The following is an 18,939-nucleotide window of genomic DNA, read 5'->3' on the forward strand; positions in this document are numbered from 1 at the left end:
GCGCCCTCGGCCGTTTCACCGGAAGGGAAGGCCGTCTCATGGCGCCACAGAAGTACTTGCGAGCGACCACCGGTTTCCTGCTGCCCGACCACACGATCGTGAAGAAGGGGCAGACCGTCGCCGCCGACGACCGTGTCGTGAAGGGACGCGAGGAACTGTTCGCGCCGCTCGAGGACACCGTCGAGATGCTCACCCGCGCACCGGGCGAACAGCGGTTCTCCGTGCAGCGCCCCGACACCGTCGTGATGGCGGCCGCGCCCGCCTCGCGCCGTGCCCGCCGGGCAGCGCGCAAGGCCGCGGACAAGGCCGAGACACCCCCGGTCGACACCGGGCAGGGCACCGGCACGCCGCCGGCCGTCGACGAGCAAGGCGACGGCGAGGCCAAGGTCGAAGACCAGGGCGACGGCGCGACCGACGTCGAGGACCAGGCGGCCGCCGACGGCGACGCGACCGGAGACTGACCGGGAATGGCCGTCACCGAATACGCCACCTTGGCGCCGCTCAAAAAGGCGCTGAACATCCCGGAGAGCGACACCGACGAGGACGACGCGTTGGGTCGGGCTCTCGTCTCGGCATCGCGCGGTATCGACCGGGCGACCGGCCGCCGCTTCTACCGCGACGACACGGCCACCGCCAAGGTGTTCCCCGCTCAGGGGCGGACGCTGTTCGCCCCTGAGGGGTTCCTGCTGATGCTCGACGACATCGCCACCACCGCCGGGCTGGTCGTCGAGGCGGGCACAGCCGCGGGCGGCTACACGTCGGTGGTCGGCTATGAGCCGTACCCGCTCGCCCCGGATCCCGGTTGGCCGGTCGACGGGCTGCTGCGGGATCGCATGTGGCCACAAGGCCCGATGGCGCGCGTGCGGGTCACCGCGGTGTGGGGATGGCCAGAGGTGCCCGACGACATCGAGCAGGCCACGTTGCTGCTCGCCGCGCGGCTGCACCGGCGCAAGGACTCGCCGGAAGGAATCGCCGGGTCTGCCGAGTGGGGACTGATCCGGGTCAGCCGCACCGACCCGGACGTCGCCGCGCTGATCTCTCCGTTCATCCGCCCCGGAATCGCGTAGGGGGACGGATGGACATCGCCGCCGTCAAGGCAGCAGCAGCCGCCGCCGTCGACACGATCGAGGGGTTGCGCTGCTTTCCGTTCGTTCCGGACGCGATCAGCCCGCCGGCCTTTTTCGTCGCCGAGGTCGAGGTCGAGTACGACACCACGTTCGGCCGCGGCATGGACACCGTCTACCTGACGTGTCGTCTGCTGGTGTCGCACGCGACCGACCGCACCGGGCAGGAACAGCTCGACGGCTACCTGCGCGGCGCGGGCCCGCTCTCGGTCAAACAAGCGCTCGAGGCCGACCCATCGCTCGGCGGGGTGTGCGACGCCGTGCGGGTCCAACGGGTATCGGGCTACGGCCTGTACGAGCACAGCAACAGCCACTACTACGGCGCCGAATGGCGCGTGTTGATCATCGGGCGGGGGAACTGATCGTGTCGCATTTCGTGCTGCTCAACTGCAGGTTGTTCACCGGCGGCGCCGACCTCACCGGATCCTCGAACAAGCTCGAGCTCTCCGCCGAGGTCGGCGACGAGGAACGCACCAACTTCGGTTCCGCCGGCTGGAAAGAGGTACTCGGCGGACTGCGCGAGACCGAACTGTCCGGCGGGGGCCAGTGGGAGGCGGGCGACCCCGGACGGGTCGACGACGCCCGGTGGACCGAACTCGGCGGACTCGGCCCGTGGACGGCGTGCCCGGACCGCGCCGATCTCGGCGCGCTGGCGTGGTTCACGTCGGCGATGTCGGGCGGCTACAAGCTCGGCGACCAGGTCGGCGCCGTCGCGCCGTGGGAAGGCCAGGCCAAGGGATCGTGGCCGCTGGTACGCGGGCAGATCGCGCACCCGCCCGGCACCGCCCGCACCGCGACCGGCACCGGTTCCGGGATCCAGCTCGGCGCCGTCCCCGCCGGGAAACATCTCTACGCCGCGGCTCACATCCTGTCGATCGCGGGCACCGGCTCGCCGTCCATCACGCTCGGCATCGAGTCCGACGTCGACAACACGTTCGCCTCGCCCACCGACGTCGTCACATTCGGGGCCGCGGGTGTTCTCAGCGGGCAGATCGCCCGCGCACCGGGCCCGGTCACCGACACGTGGTTCCGTCCCAAGTGGACTATCACGGGCACCGGCCCGTCGTTCCTGTTCGTCGTTGCCCTCGGCATCGCCTGACCCTGTAAGGAGAAAACCCCATGCCGCACATGGTGCTGCTCGCGTCGTACCTGTCGATCAACGCGGTCGACGTGTCGGAACACTCGAGCAAAATCGAACTCAGTGTCGAGGTGTCCGACGAGGACGCGACGACGTTCCGGTCGCTGGGCTGGAAAGAGGTTCTCGGTGGGATCAAGGAAGGCAGCTTGTCGGCGACGTTCAAGCAGGACATCGCCGCCGGTGAGCTCGACGCGACCATGTGGCCGCTGCTCGGGACGCTGGTTCCGTTCGAGGTGCGGCTGTCCGACGCCGTGGTCGGTGCCAGCAACCCGAAGTACACCGGAACCGTGCTCATGAAGAAGTGGGCGCCGATCGCCGGTCAGGTCGGGTCGATCGCCGAGGTCGACGTCGAGTGGCCAACGTCCGGGGCGGTTTCCCGCGCGGTGTCGTAGATGCCGGTCGACCTCGACCTGTCGGGCCCGGAGAAGCGGTTGCGCGACATCGCGCGGGCCCTGCGTACCGAAGAGGACGGCAAGGCCCTGCGGAAGGATCTTGCGCGGAACCTGCGTACCGCGCTGCAGCCCGCTCGGCAGCAGGCCCGCGCCGCCATCCGGTCGATGCCGTCGCAGACCAAGCATCCCGGCAGGTCGTTGCGGTCGGCGATCGCCTCGAAAGTGCAAGTCGTCGCGAAGATGTCCGGCAAAGCAGCCGGCGCCCGCGCGGTCACCAAAACGATCAAGCTCCGGGGCTTCACTCACGCTCCCCGGCGCACGAACAGCGCGGCCGGTTGGTCGCATCCGAACTGGAACCACGGAACGGAATCCCACCAGATCGGTAAACCCGACTGGTTCGACGACGCCATGCGCGGCGCGGCGATGGACGCCCGCCGCCGCGTGGTCGACGCGATGGAAGCCACCGCGCGTCGCCTCTCCCGAAAGGTGTGAACCCCTTGAAATTCGTCATCGCCTACAGCCCGGACGACGGGCCCGCGCAGCGGTACGACTTCGACGCCGACGACCTGCGGGTCGCTGCGGCCGAGGACCTCGAGCGCAAGTTCGAGGGCAGCCTCGACGAACTGCAGCAGGCGCTCATGTCCGGATCCATCCGCGCGAAGCGCTGCGCGCTGTGGCACGTTCTGCGGCAGCAGCACAAGGAACTGCGCTATGACGACGTCGATTTCCGCGCGGGTGAGGTCGAGGTCATCCTCGACCGTGAGGTGCTGGAGAAGCTGCACGACGCCGTGCAGACCGCGACCGGTGTCCCGGAGGACAAGCGGCGCGCCGCGGTCGCCGCGCTCAAGGCGCAGCTCGACAAGAGCAGCGAGGACGACGGGGGCCAGGCGGACGAGGTGCCCGCCCCGGCGGGAAAAGCGCCATCGAAGAAAAAGCCCGCAAGTACTGCCTGAGAATCTCCGAGATCCTCCACATCCGGCCGTGGGAACTCGGGCTGCTCACGGTCTCGCAGTTCCACGCGGCATGTGCGTACATCGATCAAATCGTTGAGGCACAACAAAAAACTTCATAGTGGCGAGGGGGTGTCATGGCGTCCGATACGTCCCTGCTGTTCGACATCCTCGGCCGTGACGGCGTGTCTAGTGTGTTCCGGGAAATCCGGCGTGAGGCACTCGTCACGGCGGGGGTGATGCGCGCCGCGGGCGAACAGACCGCGGGCATGGCGGCGAGCAACGCGCAAAGCATCCTCGGCCTCACGCAGAAACTCGCGCTGTTCGGCGCGGCCGCGTCCGCGTCCGCGCTGGTCGCCGGTGGCGCGCTCGCCGCGGTGCCGCTGGCGTTCGCCGGTCTCGGAGCAATGGTGCTCAAGGAGAACGCCGTTGTGCAGCAGGCGTTTTCCTCGCTCGGCTCACACGTCAAGTCTCAGCTCACGACGTTGGCGGCGCCGCTGGTGCCGGTGTTCGCGGGAATCGCGCGTGAGCTGCGCGTGACGTTCGATCAGCTCGCCCCAGCTTTTGGGCAGATCTTCGCGGCGATGGAAATTCCCCTGATGACGCTGACCGAAGGGGTGACCGGATTCGCATTTCAGGCCATGCCGGGGCTGGTGACCGCGACACAAGCGGCCGGACCTGCGTTTGAAGGGATCGCCGATTTCCTTGCCTCCCTTGGAGGTGGAGTCGGGCAGCTCATGGCGAACCTGTCGACCGCGTCCGCGGCCGCCGGGCAAGCGTTCTCGGCGCTCGGCCCTGCGTTGGCCGAAATCCTCGGCCTGGTCGGCGCGGTTCTCGCCACGCTCGCTCAAGCGGGAGGCCCGATCCTCGAGGCGCTGCTGCCCGTGATCGTGTCCATTGTGGACGGTCTCGCGGGTGCGCTGATTCCGGTGATCCAGAGTCTCGGCCCGATTTTCGTGCAGGTCGCGACCGCTCTCGGGCCGCTCGCCGACGCGCTCGTCGGGCTGTTCGAGGCGGCCGGACCCGCCGTGACGGAGATCTTTTCGCAGCTCGGCGGGCTACTCACCGGCTCGCTGATCCCGGCGCTAACGCAAGTCCTGCAGGCGGTCACCCCGCTGGTGCCCGCGCTACTGTCGCTGCTCTCGCCTATCCTGCCGTTGGTGCCCGCGGTCGCCGAGATCGCCGCGTCGTTCGCTACCGCGCTCGCGCCGATCCTGGTGCAACTGGTGCCGATCGTGTCGCAGATCGCGACCCTGATCTCGCAGTTCGCGGCCGATACGCTGCGGCAGCTCGCCGCCGCGATCGTGCCGCTTCTGCCGACTCTCGGTCAGCTCGCGTCCACCCTCGGTGGCGCGATTCTCCAAATCCTGCAAGCGATCTCGCCCGTGCTCGGCTCGCTCATCGGCGCGTTCGTGCAGCTGCTACCGCCGCTGGTGGGGCTTCTGCCGCCGATCGTCGAACTCGCGGTCGCGTTGACGCCGCTGATCGTGCTGGTGGCCGATCTCGCCGCGTGGCTGATCAACACCTTGGCGCCCGCGTTCACGTTCTTGGTGACGCACATCGTGCAGTTCCACGCGTTTACGTTTCAGCTGTTGGGGGCCGTGATCGGGTTCGTCGTCGACGTTTTCGGTGGTGCCTGGGAATGGGTGAAGAACGCGACCGGTCGCGCGATCGACGGGATCAAGAACATTGTCGGCTGGTTCGGCAACCTGCCGGGCATGATCTCGGGGTGGTTCGGCGAGGTCGTGCGCTGGATCCGAACCCGCTGGGACGAAGCAGTGTCCTTTGTGGCCGGTATCCCTGGGCGGATCCTCGACGCGCTCGGCGATCTCGGCGGGCTGCTGGTCCGCGCCGGACGCGCGATCATCGACGGCTTCCTGCGTGGCCTCAAAAACGCGTGGGGCGCCGTGACCGATTTCGTGGGCGGCATCGCGTCATGGATCGCCGACCACAAGGGCCCGCTGTCGTATGACCGGACGCTGCTGCAGCCCGCCGGTGAGGCGATCATGCAGGGCTTTCACGAAAGCCTGGTCGAGAACTTCGGTCTCGTGCAGGGATTCGTGCGCGGCATCGGCCCGTCGATCGCCGCCAGTGCGGGCGGTCTCGGCGGCACGCTCGGCGCCGGATACGGCGCGGCCGGTGGCGGCCCGCCCGGCGCGGCCGCGGCCGCCGGCGGATCCGGCGGCCGGTCGCTGGTCCACATCGAGAACTACCACCCGCCCGCCGACGCGCCGCCCGGCGAGGTCGCGCGCGATCTCGACTGGTTTTCCAAGAGCGGGGGTTACTGATGGCGGTCACCCTCGACGGTCAGCTCGAGTGGCGCGGCGAGCTGCTCGGCAGCGACACCGTGTTCGGCACCACCCGGATCACGGGACTGTGGGACCTGCCCGGGCAGCGCGGCGGAAACACCGCGCTGCCCGGCTACCACGGCAGCTACCTCGGTCAGCTGCTCTCCACCGACCGCGAAGTCGTGTGGGAGTGGATCTACCGCGGCGACCACCCCGGACTCCCGGCCGCGCTGGACACCCTGCGCCGGATCACCGCCCCCGGCGAGAACCCGGACAACGAACCGCTGCAGGTCCAGCTCGACGGGCTGCCCGTGTGGCTGAACGCCCGCGTGACGCGCCGGGCGATCCCGACTGACCTCATGTATGCGAACGTCGGTTACGTCGCCGGAGCGATCGCGTGGCAGGCCAACGACCCGCGCCTGTACAGCGTGGCCGAGAAGACGGTCAGCACCCGGCTAGCGGTGCCTGCCGGGGGCGGGCTCGACTTCGGATCCGGCGGTCTGGACTTCGGATCGGGCGGGCTCGACTTCGGCCTCGGCACCACCGGCGGGCAGGCCATCGCCACCAACGACGGGCACGTCCCCACGTGGCCCGTGCTCGAGATCACCGGCCCGGTGCCCGGACCGCAGATCATCTACGGCGGCCGCGTCCTGATGTTCGATCCCACGTGGACCGTCCTCGCCGGGCAAACACTGCGGATCGACACCGCGCCCGGCGCCCGCACCGTGCTGATCAACGGCGTGAGCGTGCGGCAACGGCTGTTCGTCGCGCAGTGGACACCGCTCGAACCCGGTGTCGCGACCCGGATCCAGTTCACCGGCGCCGCCTACGACCCGGCCGCCGAACTCCGCGCCACGTGGCGCGACGCCTACCAATGAGAAGGGGGTTTTCCCGTGGCTGAGCGTGATAGCTGGGCGACCATGAACGGCGCTACCCGCGTCCTGGACGCCGAGGATTCCCGCGTGGCGGTCGGCGCGCTGCTGCAGCCCGGCGCGACCGCGACCGCGAAAGGCATCGGGATCATTAACGGCGCCGGTAGTCCGGGGCTGGTCGCCGCGACCGCGCCGACTCCGGACGTCAACGTGCGGGTGTCCGCGTTTCAGGCCACGATCCCGGCCACCCGCGGCATGGGCCCGTACATCGCCACGCTCGACGCCGACAAGACCCTCAACGTCCTCGGCACCGACCCGGCGGACCCGTCGAATGCCAGGCGTGACCTGATCATCGCCCGGCAGACCGACACCTACTACGCCGACGGCTCGACGGCGTACACGGTGATGCGGGTCAAGGGCACCCCGGCCGGTTCTCCGGTCGACCCCGACCCGACGCAGGGCGGGCTCTTCCCGGACTACGTGTTGTTGGCGCGGATCCGGATCGGCGCCGGGGCGACCGCGGTTACTGGTGCGATGCTCGACGATCTGCGGCCGCCGCGCGTCGTCGCGCTCGGCGGGGTCGTCCCGGTCTCGACCGTGACCGACCGCGCCGCACTGCCGGCGGTTCCTGGGCTCACGATCTACCGGCGCGACAAGGGATGGACCGAGGTCTACAACGCGGCCGCGGCCGCGTGGCAGTGCCAGGGCACCGTGACCACGGGCGCGCTCGCCGACATCACCCACCCCTACACCGGGCAACTCGCGATCCTCACCACCGACAACTACATGTACCGGTGGACCGGGTCCGCGTGGGTCGTGGTAGCCAACGTGTCGGGCACCACGCCGGGCGGCGACTGGGAACTCGGCGATCAGGACATTTTCACGCCGACGCTGTTGACGAACTGGAGCGTTGTCACCCCGCCGGTGGGGTTGTCGCTCGCGGCGGGAGTGTTCACGGTGAACGTTCCCGGCTGGTGGCTAGTCACGTGTTCGGTGCGGTTCAACAACGCCACCGCGGACAAGTATGTGTTCGTTGCCGGTACCGGTCCGGGCAACGTCTGGGGCAAGGATTCGACCAGTGCCGCGGCGAACTCCCAAGCAACCGCGACAAAGAAGCTCGTCGCCGGACAGCAGTTCCGTTGCTACGCCTACGCGGGCGCTACGTCTAAGGCTGTCCATGAGGGCGTGGGCGATGACGTGCCCGGTGTCAGCGCGGTTTGGCTGGGTCCCTGATGGCGGCCCCGATCTACACCTACATGGTGCACGACCTCCTGACCAACGCGCCGCTCGCCGAACTCCCGTTGTCCAATGTGGAGTATTCCAAGCGGCTCAACGATTCCGGGTCGGCGCGCGGGGCGTTCTCCGTCGAGTCGAGGACGAACCCGTTCCGCAAGGTGCGGGATCCGTACGACCTCACGATGCCCGGCCGCCGGTGCCTGTACGTCTACCGCGACGACAAGGTGATGTGGGGCGGCATCATCTGGACCCGCCGTTACAACTCGACATCGCGCGTGGTCGAGGTCGGGTGTGGCGACTGGTGGACGTACTTCGACCACCGCAAGGTGTTGCCGCTGCTGTCGTTCCCGGTGGCGCCCGCCTACGACATCGCCGAAATGCGGCTCACGTTCGGCGGCGATCAGAACGAAATCGCCCGCGATCTTGTCGCCTCGGCGCAAGCGCACACCGGCGGCGATCTCGGCATCGTCGCCGATGCGTCGCTGTCGCTGATCGACCGGACCCGGCAGTACGCCGGGTACGAACTGCCGTGGGTCGGGGAGGCGCTGCGGCAGCTCGCCGGGGTCGAGGGCGGCGCCGACATGATGTTCGACTCCGGCGGGCCCGACGCGAACGGCCGGCCAACCCGGCTGTTCCGGCAGGGCGAACCGTGGCTCGGCCAGCAGGGCAGCCCGTGGGTGTTCGAGTTCGGCGCGAACCTCATCGACTACACGTGGCCATCGGACGCGACCCGGTACGCCTCCCGCGGGTTCGCCACCGGCGAGGGTTCCGACGACGGGACGTTGATCGCCGTCGCCGAGGACACCAGCCGATACGACAGCGGTTTCCCCCTCATCGAATCCGAGACCGCCTACACCACCGTGTCGAACGTCGACACGCTGCAGCAGCACGCCGACGCAGACCTGTTCGCCTCGCGTCTCCCAGTCGTCCTGCCGGAACTCGAGATACGCGGCGACCGGTCACCGATCGTCGGCGAATGGGGACTCGGCGACGACGCGCACGTGATCATCGAGGACGACTTCGTGCCCGCCGGGATCGACACCAGCCTGCGGATCATCGGCATGTCGATCAAACCCGGCGAGGACAAGGAAACCGTTCGGCTCACCTGCGGCCCGCTGCTCGACGACGTCGCCTGAATCGAAAGGACACACCACGTGGGGCAGCTCAACCAACCGTCGAACCTGGTCGACCGGGTATCCAAGCTCGAGCGCGCGCTCGAGGCGTTCCGGAAACTGTCCGGCCTCACCTCGGCCATCATCCGCCGAGGCGGCATCACTCTGCTCGACGACTCGTTTCTCAAGGTGGTCGACGACCAGGGAACCCGGATCCTCTACATCGGACCGAACAGCGAAGGTAAGCAAGTCTTCGCGCTCCGGCGGGAGAACGGCACCGTGATCCTGCAGGGGGACTACTTCGCCGGGGAACCGTTCTTCGCGATGCGCGACCAGAACAACGTGATCTTGTTTTCCGACAACGCCGCCGGGTTGGGGGGGATGGCGCGGCCTTGGCTGCCCATCCCGATGTACCCCAAGTTCGTGATGGAAAGCGACGTCCCGCCGAACCCGGAACTCGGCTTCACCTACGACTACATGTACATCGACAACACGCAGTTGGCATCGGAAAAGATCCTTTGGCAAGGCCGCGCGAGCGTGCTCCACAAGTTCGTGGAGCTGCGAGTAGTGACAGGTCGCGCGATCGGCGGGAGCCACGTTCCCCGATACAGGCTGAAATTCAACGGCACCACGGTCGGTCAGTGGACCGACATCGGGCTATCGAACGTCATACGCGGACCGTACGACATTTCGGAATGGCTCGACCAGAACGACGTGTCCGTGCAACTGACCTGCAGCCTCGATACCGGCGGCGCCGGGTCGACTGCCTGCCAGATCGACAGCGTCTACATGCGACAGTAAGGAGGGCGCGCGATGCTCCCCGAACCCGGAAACCCTGTTAGCTGGCAATACGTTCGTGAGGAGCTAGCCGCCCTGCGCACCGACTTGCACGGCGAACTCGGCGGTGTCCGGACTGACCTCGCCGACCTCGCCCGCGATCTCCGCGCGCACATGATGCAGCAGGGCCCGGAGATCGCCGTAATCAAACGTCGCCTCGACGAAATCGAACGCGACGTCGCCGACCTGCAAACGTCCAAAAAGGACACGTGGAAATTCTGGGGAACGATCGCGGTTGCCGTGCTCGCCGTGGTCGTCTCCTGGCTGTTCACCCTGATCGGAAAGTGAGACACGATGGGGAAACCCTGGTATGTGGCGAACTCGCTCGACATCCTGCTCGGTCAGGTCAACGCGATGGCGCCGGACCGCTCGCGCGCGTCCGACGGATCGATCGGCGACGCTGACCACTCGGCCCGACTCTCGGACCACAACCCCAACGACTACCGCCGCGGCGACGGCCGCTATCAGGTGTGCGCGCGGGACTTCACCCACGACCCCGGCGACCTCGACGGGCAGTGGCTCGCCGACCGGCTCACCACGCACGCCGACCCGCGGCTCAAGTACCTGATCTGGAACCGGCGCATCTGGACACCCGGCATCGGATGGAAGACCTACAGCGGGAAGAACCCGCACACGTCGCACGTGCACGTGTCCGTCGTCGCCGGATCCCGCGCCGACTCCACCGCGCTGTGGAACCTCGGCGCCGCCGGCGCCCCGAACCCGCCCAACCCACCCCGGCCCACCGGCCGAATCCTGATGACGGAGGACAACGTGGCCACTCTGCCCGCATCCATGACCACCACCTACGAGGTACTTGCCGTACCTCCGGCCGCGCAAGTGAGTCTGATCTTCGCGGCCAAGACGGTGATCTTCGGCGGTCACATCTACAACTGGACGCCCGACCCCGGCAAGGGAACCGGCGGCGACCCCGGCCGGTGGCGGACCGAGGTACAGGAAGGCGAGGAAATCCGGATCCCGCGCGGCACGTCGAAGGTCCACATCGAATACTCGTGCGCCTCGCCGGTGTCCGTGTTCATTCAGGCGATCGCGTGACCGGGCAGCATCACGGCCCGGTCGACGAACCGGGACTCGGCGCCCGGCTCGCCGCGGTCGCCCGCCGGTTCTGGAAACTGCTCGGCGCCGTCGCCGGTGGAGCGACCGGGGTCGGGGTCGCGTCCGTCCTCGACGCGGTCGGGGTCGACGTCGGACCGTCCGGCGCGGCCGGTATCGCACTGGTCCTCGCCGCCATCGGTACGTGGCGGGCGCCGCGGAACGTGACCGACCTCGCCGAGTGGCTCGGCGAGCTGCAGGCCCACGTCGCCGCGCAGGGCGGCGACCCCGCCCGGCTGCAGGACGGCGAGGGTGAACCGCCCCCGCGAACCTGACACACCACGCGGCCGCCCCGCGCTACCCGTTCCGACGGGCAGCGCGGGGCGGCCGCTTTCATGTCCGGCGCAGTCGGCCCCGCGCCGGGTCGACCGCCGGCGGTTTAGCCGACTCGCCACCAATGGATGATCATGGGTTAGCCCTCCTTCTGTTCGTTGTCTTCCTGTCGCTGCTTGTCGCGTTCCTCTACCTTTTTCACGGTCTCTTCTGTCCAGAGTTCGTTGTACGCCAAGGAAAAACTCACTTTCCGTTCCGGATAGGAGGTTGCCGGGGGCGGGCGCCCCGTGCGCGCCTCACCCCCGGCGCCCGCCGCCGGGGTGCGGCGGGCAGTTGCCGGGGACCGGCCATCACCCCGGCCCCCGGCCCCTCGCCGTCCACCTCCACGCAAACGGCGGGGGTGTTTGGAACCCGGTCAGCGCGCGCAGGGAGCCCGCCACTGACCGGGCGACCCGACGTCGCTCAAGGGTTTGCGCGACGCCGGGAGCTTTCGTTGGTGCGGTCAGGCTGGTGACGGCATCTCGCCGTGGCCTGCCACCGGTCGGGCGAGCGACACACGGCCGCCGTGTATCCGCACGTCGCCGTTGTCGAGGGCGCGATACAGGTAGCCGCGGTCGGTGAACTCTTTCGCGTTGATCCCGCCGGCGCCGACGAGGATCTCGGCGGACCCGGCGCCGGCGCCCAATCCCAAGACCCACACGCGGCCCGCGCCGACCTCGGCGAGGAAGTGGTCGTAGCTGCCCACCTCGACCGCGGTCACGGCGGATCGCCTTCCTGTGCTGCAGGGTCGGTCAGGTTGTCGCCGGGATCGATCAGCTTGCCGTCGAGTTCGGCCGCCCGGTACGTCAACGCCACGCCGATGCGGACCAGGTCGGTTCCGACCTTGCGCAGCGCCTCGGCATAGGCCGCGTCATCCGGCTGCAACGTGAACAGCTCGAGCGTGACCCGCCCGATGTCCGCGTTGACGCGCGCGATCCCGGCGAACAGCTTTCGATCATGCTCGTGCACGACGCGCCTCCCGTGCGCGGTGCCGCGCGTCCATGTGCGCCAACCGCTGCAGGTGCTCGCAGTCTTCGCAGGCGCCCACCACGGCGCGGTGCCGCGCGTCGAGGCGCATCCGGCCGACCTCGCCCACGTCGTGACCGACCGGCCACGGCCGTTGCCGCTCGCACCACGCAACAACGACCGTGGCCCATTCGTCGGCGAGCCGCGCGACCGGGTACAGGTGCGACGTTCCGGCGAACTGCCGCCACTCGTACTCATCCGCGACACACGGGACCTCGACCGGGTGCTGCGTCGGGAGGCGACGTCGCCGACCGAACAGCCGGCGCCGCGTCACCAGGGAATGCCTCACCACAGCGGCTCACCGCCGTTGCGCGCGTCCTCGGTCGCCTGCTGCAGGGCGGTCACCAGGCCCTCGACGAGCAGTTCGTCGACGACCAGCCCGCACACCCCGACCAGCAGCGCCGGGGCCAGACCCGACGGGGTCTCCACCACGCCCGTGAGGATGTCGACACGCTGCCCGGTCAGGCCGACACCGGCCAACTCCCGAAGATGTCGCCACCCTGGCATCGACGGCGGCGTGCGGACGCTCACCGGGCGTTCCGTTCGAGGCGCTTCAAGTCGTCGCGGGACTGATCAAGATGGGCGGCTAACACGTTGCGTTCCGCGGTGTCGAAAAGCAGCGTCGGCCCGTTGTCGACGGCAAGGGCGACACGTAGGTGCCCCTGCAGGTTCCGGACTACACCTGTGGTCACAACGACCCGGTTGCCGTTGATATCCGTGATCTGCTGTCGACGCTCGATTCGCCATCCCCGTGTCACCCCTTGAACGCTAGGAGTGATCAACTAGGCGAGGGGTACAGTTTGTACCTTCACCCGGTTGGGCTACGCGGCCAACCCGACGCGATCGCACAGGCGGCGCACTTCGGATTCTCGCCCGGTGGGCGGACGCTTCCTGAGATTGAGCAGCATGTCGCGCGCGAATCCGTTGTAGCTGATCGTCTCGTTCGCGACGCGCTGCGACCGGTCAAGGAGAGTCAGCACCCCGTCGCCGTCGCCCTCGAGTGCGTGCGCGCGGGCAACCTCGATGAGGTGCCGCCCTCGGCGCGCGAGCGACGGTATGGCCACCGGGTCGAATCCGCCCGCCGCGCGCAGTGCCTCGCCGGTGCGGCGCAGCTCTACGCCGAGGGTGACCGCGTGCGCGCTCATGACGCTTTGCGAGAACGAGGATTGCGTGTGCCTGTAGTCGGCGCCAAGTCGCCGGGCGACCTGGTCGGCTTTCTCCCAATGCGCCCATGCCAACCCGTGCCGTCCGCGGCGAGCGTGAACGTAGGCGACCTCTGCGTCGAGTGCGCCGACCATGCCGTGCCAATCGTCCGGCGCACCCTCGAGGTACCGAGCGAGCGACTCACGGGCATCGGTGGCGAGGTCTACCGCCTCATCCCAACGGCCGGCCTCGCGTAGAGCCTGCACCATCGCCCACGCGCCGCCCGCGATCATGTAGGGATCGTCGGCCTCTTGCGCCTCGGTCAGTGCGCGGTCGGCGACCATCCAGACCAATTCTGGTGCCGGTTGGTAAGCGACAAAAAAGTCGGCGAGCTGGTACACGCCCGACAGGACCCGGCGCGCTTCGCGTCGTTCATCGCCGCGGAGTGCTCGCACGGCGACCTGCGCGTCGCGGATGAGGCCCGGCAGCAGGGTTCCGAGTTGCGTCCGGTGGTCGGGCGATGAGTGGCGCACCAGCCATGCTTGACGCAGTCGAACGGCAAGGTGTGGAACGGATACCGGCTCGAGCTTGAGCGACACGCGATATTCGGTGAGCGCTGCCTGCACCGCGGAGAGCGCCGAGTGTCGCGGGCCCGCATACAGCGAGACGGGCACGGCGTGCCCATCGCCGGTGAGCGTCGCCAAGTCGTCGAGTTCGAGCGCCTGCGCGATCCGGAGCAGCATCGGTAGCCGCGGTGTCTGCAGACGACCGTTCTCAACTGCCTTGACCCATTCGCCGGTCTTCCCGACGAGCCCGCCCAACACCGGGCGGGACATGCCGCGCCGGTCTCGATAGTGGCGGATGCGTGCGCCGACCGAAGCGTCGACAGGCAAAACGTCGTTCATCAACGACCACCCTCATTCGCGGAGTCGACCCCTCCGCGTGCCCCCGGGAGCTACCCGGGGGCTTCCCTCCGCGAAGAGGTACAACACCACGATACTGCACAGTGTCGCTACAGAACGTGATATCCGGTTGCGGTCAGATTCCGTGCTTCCACGCGGTGAGCGAGTACGCCGAGTACCAGCAGCCGAACAAGACGAACGCGCCGGCCACGGCGACGGCCGTCGAGGGGCGACGTTTCGCGAGGCCGACGGCGATAGGCAGCAGCAGCACGAACGCGGGCAGCAAGAAACGCCCCCGCATTTGAGGGAACCCGGCGGTACCGATCGCGAGGACGGCGACGCCGATCCCGTACGCGACCAACGGCCACGGCAACCGGCGCGCGATCATGACGGCGCCGAGGACCACCGCGGCGACCGTCACGACCAGCACGAGCGTCTCGAACCGCGAGCCCTCGCGGGTGAGCAGCCGCACCGCGTACTCGGCCGCCTCGTGACCCCAGTCCCACCGGACACCCCACCCGCGCAATTCGATGTCCTGCCACCCGGTCAGGCTCCCCGTCCGCACCGCGACGAACGACCAGTAGCCGGCCAATCCCAACGGCGCGATCGCCGCCCATCCCAGCAGCCGCCACCGGTCGCGGCCGCGACCGCGTACAGCGGCGATCGCCGCGGCGACCACGACGACGGCGACCAGGACGGCCGCGGTCGACCGGGTCAACCCGGCGAACACCGTGCACAGCGCGGCCATGCCGAACCGGCGCTCGAGCACCCCGACCAACGCCCACGCGGCGAGCGCCACGAACAGGCTTTCCGTGTACACCATCGACTGCGTGATCGACATCGGCGCGCCCGCCCACAGCACGACGAGGACCAGGCCCACGCGCTGCCCGCCGACGCGTTCGCCGATGCGCTGCAGGCCGCACGCGGCGACGACGCCGGCGACCGTCGCCACGATCAGCCCGGCCGCCAACAGCGGCACGCCGAGTTCGCCGAGTACCCGCATGGCACCGGGGTACAGCGGGAAGAACCCCATCGGTGCGTGCGGGTACAGCTCGCCCGCCGCGTCGAGAGGTTCGGGCACCCCGGTGTAGTTGTTCTCGGCAATCTGCAGGTACCACCAGCCATCCCACGCGCTCAACCGCTCGAGCAGAGGCAGATCGCGCGGCGCCGCCATCACGGCGAGCATCGCCACGCCGAGGACGCGCACCGCGAGGTAAGCCGCGACGGCGCGCAGGTACGGGGCCCGTGCGGCTGCCCACGCGGCGAGCACGGACCGGGCCGAACTTGCGGCCGGCCGCCAGATGCGGGACGAATCGACGAACGGCGCGCTCACCACTTCGCACCGCCGAGGTAGGTGAGCGTCAGAGTGAGGCTGATCAAGAGACCGAATACCAGGCCGACGACGATGTCGCGGCGTGTCCGCGGCTGCATGGGGCTCCCTCGAGTTGGGAGCGGGACCGCCGCGCATCCTGACGCGGGCCCCGCTGGCTATGGTTGCCAGAAGGCTCGCTGAAGACAGGTACCACCCGTGCTACTACGGCGGGTGCATATCTTCGTACATGACCGTCGTCGCCCCGATCAGGAGCGGCGCGTACACGATGTAGGAATGGCCGACGACCCAGCCGACGTCGGACGCCGTCCACCAGACGTCGTCGGGCTGGATGTCGTAGATCGCGCCCATCGACCAGGCCAGCGCGACCGCGTGCCCGCCGGTGTCGCGCACGACGCCCTTCGGCTTCCCCGTGGTGCCGGAGGTGTACAGGATGTACAGCGGGTCGGTGGCCGCGACCGGCACCGGATCGGCGGGGGAGGCCTTCGCGACGAGTTCGGCCCAGTCGGCGTCGCGTTCGCCAAGTTCGGCGCGGGCACGCTCCCGCTGCAGCACCACGACCTTGTCCGGTTGATGGACCGTGCCCGCGAGCGCCTCGTCGATGATCGGTTTGTACTCGACGACCCGCGTCGGCTCGATCCCGCAGGAAGCGGCCACGATGACCTTGGGTTTCGCGTCTTCGATCCGGGCCGCGAGCTCCTTGGGCGCGAAGCCGCCGAAGACCACCGAGTGCACCGCGCCGAGCCGGGCGCAGGCCAGCATCGAGACCGCGGCCTCGGGGACCATCGGCATGTACACGATGACGCGGTCGCCCTTCCCGACGCCGAGAGAAGCGAGCGCGCCCGCGAAACGCGCGACTTCGTCCAGCAGCTCCGCGTAGGTGAACCGGCGGACCGAATCGGTGACGGGAGAATCCCAGATCAGCGCCGTCCGCTCGCCGCGGCCGTCCCGCACGTGCCGGTCGAGCGCGTTGAACGCGGTGTTCAGTTCGCCGTCCGGGAACCAGCGGTAGAAAGGCGCCTTCGACGCGTCGAGCGCCCGCGTCGGCGGACGGGTCCAGTCGATCGCCTGCGCGGCTTCGAGCCAGAAACCCTCCGGGTCTTCGAGGCTCCGCTGGTACGACTCGGCGTGCATCGAATGCTCCTTCGCGTTCGGGTACCGGACCCCATCATGGACTTCCGGCCGGGCCGATGCCCGGTGGTAACGGCGGAGAGACGGCCGCGACAACCCGGCAACCCTGTGCGGGCATGGAGCGTCCTAAGCTGGACTAGGGGAAAAACCGCCGGAAACGGCCTAACCGAGCGAGGGGAGCAGGGTCCATGGGACTAGCGAGCGCGCTGCTTTCGTTCGCGCACAGCCTGTTCGGACCAGGGATCTGGCCTGGGGACTGGGTGTGGGCGACGAGCACCGCGGGAGCGCTGGTCGCGCTGCTGCCCGCACTGGGAGCGATGGTCGTCGCGATCATCCGCAAAGGCACCGGCAACCGCTACGACGTGGTGACCCTGTCCATCTTCGGCGGGATCGGCGTCGTCGCCGTCTTCCTGCTGCCGTGGCTGCTGGCCACCGGGGTTTCGCAGACGTACCAGGAGGCCGCGTCCAAATCGGGCGGTAAGTCCGGCTTCTCCAGCAGTGACCTGGCGACCTTCAACGCCGACTACAGCCCGCTGATCGGGAAGCAGAGCGAGTACCTCGGCCGCGGCCAGAACGTGTACGAGGTGCTGTTCTACCCGAACGGGATGCAGCTCAGTTACATCTTCTACCTGATCCTGCTGGTCGGGTTGCCGGCGCTGTCGCTGCTGTTCGTGATGCTGCAGGCGCGCACCGCGTTCCGTCGCGGCCCGAAGTGGCCTTCGCGGTTCTTCTGGATCCCGTTCGTGCTGATGGTGCTGGCGAGCGTCGGCATGGGCGCGAACACGGCCGTGCACTTCTGGCTCGGTTTCCTGCCGTTCAGCGTGCTGGGCCTGATCCCGGTCGCGCTCGTGGGTCCGCCGCCGTGGTCGGTGATCAACCGGCCCGACCCGCAGCCCCGGCAGAAGATCGAGCCGTACCGCCCGGAGCCGCCCGCCCCGAAGCCGCAGCCGCAGCTGCCGCCCCCTCCCGCCAAGCAGTACCCGGCGACCGCGCTGGCGCAGGCGCCCGAACCTCCCGCGCTCGCCGCGGTCCCGGGGCCGGTCCCGGCGCCGCCGGGTTCCCGCAACTCCGGCGGCAGCCGCTACAAGCGGGTCCGCCGGCTCGGCCACGGTGGGTTCGGCACCGTGTGGGAAGCGGTCGACACCCAGCTCAACCGCACGGTCGCGCTGAAGATCGCGCACGCGCCGGACCGGGACACCGAAGAGCGCATGCAGCGCGAGGCCAGGGCGCTGGCCGTGGTGAACCACCCCAACTGCGTGAAGGTGTACGACCTCGTCGAGGAACCCGACGGGCTCGCGCTGGTCATGGAGTACCTCGAAGGGCGCTCGCTGGCCGAGATCGTCGACTCGCAGGGCCCGCTCGACGACATCGCCGCCGGACGGCTCTGGTCGACCATGGCCGGCGCGCTCGCCGCGGCGCACGAGAAGGGCGTGCTGCACCGGGACCTCAAGCCGTCGAACATCATCCTCGACCGCAACGGGCTCGCCCACCTCATCGACTTCGGCATCGCCCGCAGCCAGGGCGACTCGAAGATGACCGCGACCGGGATGATGATCGGCACGCCGGACTTCGTCGCTCCCGAGCAGGCGATGGGCTCACCGGCCAGCCCGGCGTCGGACGCCTGGCAGCTCGCCGCGACGGTCAGCTACGCGCTCTCGGGCCAGCCTCCGCGCGGCACCCGGGAGACCCCGATGGCCGCGCTGATGGCCGCCGCCCGCGCCGAACCGGTGTCGAAGCTGCCGAACCGCAGCGCGCACGCCCGGATCCTCATCGCTTCGCTCGACCAGGAGCCTCGCCGTCGTCCGACGCTCACCGCCGTGCGGCGTGACGTCGAGGGCTGGCTCGCTCGCGCGGGCAAGTCGCCGGACGGCCCGGTGACGCAGATCGTGCCGCGCCGCCCTCCGCAGTCGCAACCGCAGCCCCACCAGCAGCCGCACAAGCAGGCCCAGCCTCAGCGTCACCCGCGCTGACCTGCGAAAAGAGAGCAAGGGACCTTTGCTGCCGTTAGTTAGTGCGCTAACGAACGCTAGCAAAGG

23 protein-coding genes and 1 pseudogene are annotated in these 18,939 nt (G+C 69.0%); 16 read left to right on the top strand and 8 right to left on the bottom strand.

All coding sequences use genetic code 11. From position 1 onward, the window contains the following. Positions 1-38: 38 nt before the first annotated feature. From NQK81_RS30745 to NQK81_RS30815, 15 genes are all read left to right on the top strand, one after another. A complete protein-coding gene (locus NQK81_RS30745; protein WP_257484286.1) occupies positions 39-461 on the top strand; it encodes a hypothetical protein in 423 nt (140 codons plus the stop codon). 6 nt (positions 462-467) lie between these two features. Further along, positions 468-1,067 (top strand): head-tail connector protein, encoded by a 600-nt coding sequence (locus NQK81_RS30750; protein ID WP_257484287.1) that lies wholly within the window; start codon positions 468-470, stop codon positions 1,065-1,067. A gap of 8 nt (positions 1,068-1,075) precedes the next feature. Next, the gene (locus tag NQK81_RS30755) at positions 1,076-1,486 is read left to right on the top strand and encodes a hypothetical protein (RefSeq protein ID WP_257484288.1); all 411 of its coding nucleotides are present in this window, start codon (positions 1,076-1,078) and stop codon (positions 1,484-1,486) included. Next, on the top strand, positions 1,453-2,223 hold the full coding sequence (locus NQK81_RS30760; protein WP_257484289.1) for a hypothetical protein: 771 nt from the start codon (positions 1,453-1,455) through the stop codon (positions 2,221-2,223). Before NQK81_RS30755 ends, NQK81_RS30760 begins: the two co-directional genes overlap by 34 nt. A gap of 20 nt (positions 2,224-2,243) precedes the next feature. Further along, the gene (locus NQK81_RS30765) at positions 2,244-2,654 is read left to right on the top strand and encodes a hypothetical protein (protein ID WP_063275864.1); all 411 of its coding nucleotides are present in this window, start codon (positions 2,244-2,246) and stop codon (positions 2,652-2,654) included. Next, a complete protein-coding gene (locus NQK81_RS30770; protein WP_257484290.1) occupies positions 2,655-3,146 on the top strand; it encodes a hypothetical protein in 492 nt (163 codons plus the stop codon). It begins immediately after the preceding gene. A 5-nt stretch (positions 3,147-3,151) separates the two neighbouring features. Next, on the top strand, positions 3,152-3,607 hold the full coding sequence (locus NQK81_RS30775; protein ID WP_257484291.1) for a hypothetical protein: 456 nt from the start codon (positions 3,152-3,154) through the stop codon (positions 3,605-3,607). A 134-nt stretch (positions 3,608-3,741) separates the two neighbouring features. Next, on the top strand, positions 3,742-5,892 hold the full coding sequence (locus tag NQK81_RS30780) for a phage tail protein (RefSeq protein WP_257484292.1): 2,151 nt from the start codon (positions 3,742-3,744) through the stop codon (positions 5,890-5,892). Next, positions 5,892-6,770 (top strand): phage tail family protein, encoded by an 879-nt coding sequence (locus tag NQK81_RS30785; RefSeq protein WP_257484293.1) that lies wholly within the window; start codon positions 5,892-5,894, stop codon positions 6,768-6,770. The genes NQK81_RS30780 and NQK81_RS30785 overlap by 1 nt, the downstream gene beginning before the upstream one ends. Positions 6,771-6,785: 15 nt before the next feature. Continuing rightward, on the top strand, positions 6,786-7,997 hold the full coding sequence (locus NQK81_RS30790; protein ID WP_257484294.1) for a hypothetical protein: 1,212 nt from the start codon (positions 6,786-6,788) through the stop codon (positions 7,995-7,997). Next, on the top strand, positions 7,997-9,136 hold the full coding sequence (locus tag NQK81_RS30795; RefSeq protein WP_257484295.1) for a hypothetical protein: 1,140 nt from the start codon (positions 7,997-7,999) through the stop codon (positions 9,134-9,136). Before NQK81_RS30790 ends, NQK81_RS30795 begins: the two co-directional genes overlap by 1 nt. An 18-nt stretch (positions 9,137-9,154) precedes the next feature. Further along, the gene (locus NQK81_RS30800) at positions 9,155-9,913 is read left to right on the top strand and encodes a hypothetical protein (RefSeq protein ID WP_257484296.1); all 759 of its coding nucleotides are present in this window, start codon (positions 9,155-9,157) and stop codon (positions 9,911-9,913) included. A 12-nt stretch (positions 9,914-9,925) separates the two neighbouring features. Then, a complete protein-coding gene (locus NQK81_RS30805; protein WP_257484297.1) occupies positions 9,926-10,237 on the top strand; it encodes a hypothetical protein in 312 nt (103 codons plus the stop codon). 6 nt (positions 10,238-10,243) lie between these two features. Beyond that, positions 10,244-11,002 (top strand): hypothetical protein, encoded by a 759-nt coding sequence (locus NQK81_RS30810; RefSeq protein ID WP_257484298.1) that lies wholly within the window; start codon positions 10,244-10,246, stop codon positions 11,000-11,002. Next, positions 10,999-11,334: a hypothetical protein gene (locus tag NQK81_RS30815; protein WP_257484299.1), complete on the top strand. Its 336-nt coding sequence runs from the start codon at positions 10,999-11,001 to the stop codon at positions 11,332-11,334. Before NQK81_RS30810 ends, NQK81_RS30815 begins: the two co-directional genes overlap by 4 nt. Positions 11,335-11,834: 500 nt before the next feature. Here NQK81_RS30815 and NQK81_RS30820 read toward each other — a convergent pair whose 3' ends face one another. From NQK81_RS30820 to NQK81_RS30855, 8 genes and pseudogenes are all read right to left on the bottom strand, one after another. Continuing rightward, the gene (locus tag NQK81_RS30820) at positions 11,835-12,092 is read right to left on the bottom strand and encodes a hypothetical protein (RefSeq protein WP_257484300.1); all 258 of its coding nucleotides are present in this window, start codon (positions 12,090-12,092) and stop codon (positions 11,835-11,837) included. Further along, positions 12,089-12,340, bottom strand: a complete 252-nt coding sequence (locus NQK81_RS30825) for a hypothetical protein (protein WP_257484301.1) — start codon at positions 12,338-12,340, stop codon at positions 12,089-12,091. The genes NQK81_RS30820 and NQK81_RS30825 overlap by 4 nt, the downstream gene beginning before the upstream one ends. Beyond that, positions 12,327-12,689, bottom strand: a complete 363-nt coding sequence (locus tag NQK81_RS30830) for a hypothetical protein (protein WP_257484302.1) — start codon at positions 12,687-12,689, stop codon at positions 12,327-12,329. Before NQK81_RS30830 ends, NQK81_RS30825 begins: the two co-directional genes overlap by 14 nt. Then, positions 12,683-12,928: a hypothetical protein gene (locus NQK81_RS30835; RefSeq protein WP_257484303.1), complete on the bottom strand. Its 246-nt coding sequence runs from the start codon at positions 12,926-12,928 to the stop codon at positions 12,683-12,685. Before NQK81_RS30835 ends, NQK81_RS30830 begins: the two co-directional genes overlap by 7 nt. Continuing rightward, on the bottom strand, positions 12,925-13,155 hold the full coding sequence (locus NQK81_RS30840) for a hypothetical protein (protein WP_257484304.1): 231 nt from the start codon (positions 13,153-13,155) through the stop codon (positions 12,925-12,927). The genes NQK81_RS30835 and NQK81_RS30840 overlap by 4 nt, the downstream gene beginning before the upstream one ends. Before the next feature lie 63 nt (positions 13,156-13,218). Next, positions 13,219-14,445, bottom strand: coding sequence for a helix-turn-helix domain-containing protein (locus tag NQK81_RS30845; protein ID WP_257484305.1), 1,227 nt, complete (start codon positions 14,443-14,445; stop codon positions 13,219-13,221). A gap of 133 nt (positions 14,446-14,578) precedes the next feature. Beyond that, entirely contained in the window at positions 14,579-15,775 is a 1,197-nt protein-coding gene (locus NQK81_RS30850; RefSeq protein WP_257484306.1) for a putative hexosyltransferase, read from the bottom strand. A 219-nt stretch (positions 15,776-15,994) separates the two neighbouring features. Continuing rightward, positions 15,995-16,906: pseudogene (locus NQK81_RS30855) on the bottom strand (AMP-binding protein); the annotation flags it as partial. A 185-nt stretch (positions 16,907-17,091) separates the two neighbouring features. Between NQK81_RS30855 and NQK81_RS30860 the strand changes: the two are divergent. Next, positions 17,092-18,873: a serine/threonine-protein kinase gene (locus NQK81_RS30860; protein ID WP_257484307.1), complete on the top strand. Its 1,782-nt coding sequence runs from the start codon at positions 17,092-17,094 to the stop codon at positions 18,871-18,873. Positions 18,874-18,939: the final 66 nt, after the last annotated feature.

Source organism: Amycolatopsis roodepoortensis, from assembly GCF_024628825.1.
Classification (GTDB): domain Bacteria; phylum Actinomycetota; class Actinomycetes; order Mycobacteriales; family Pseudonocardiaceae; genus Amycolatopsis; species Amycolatopsis roodepoortensis.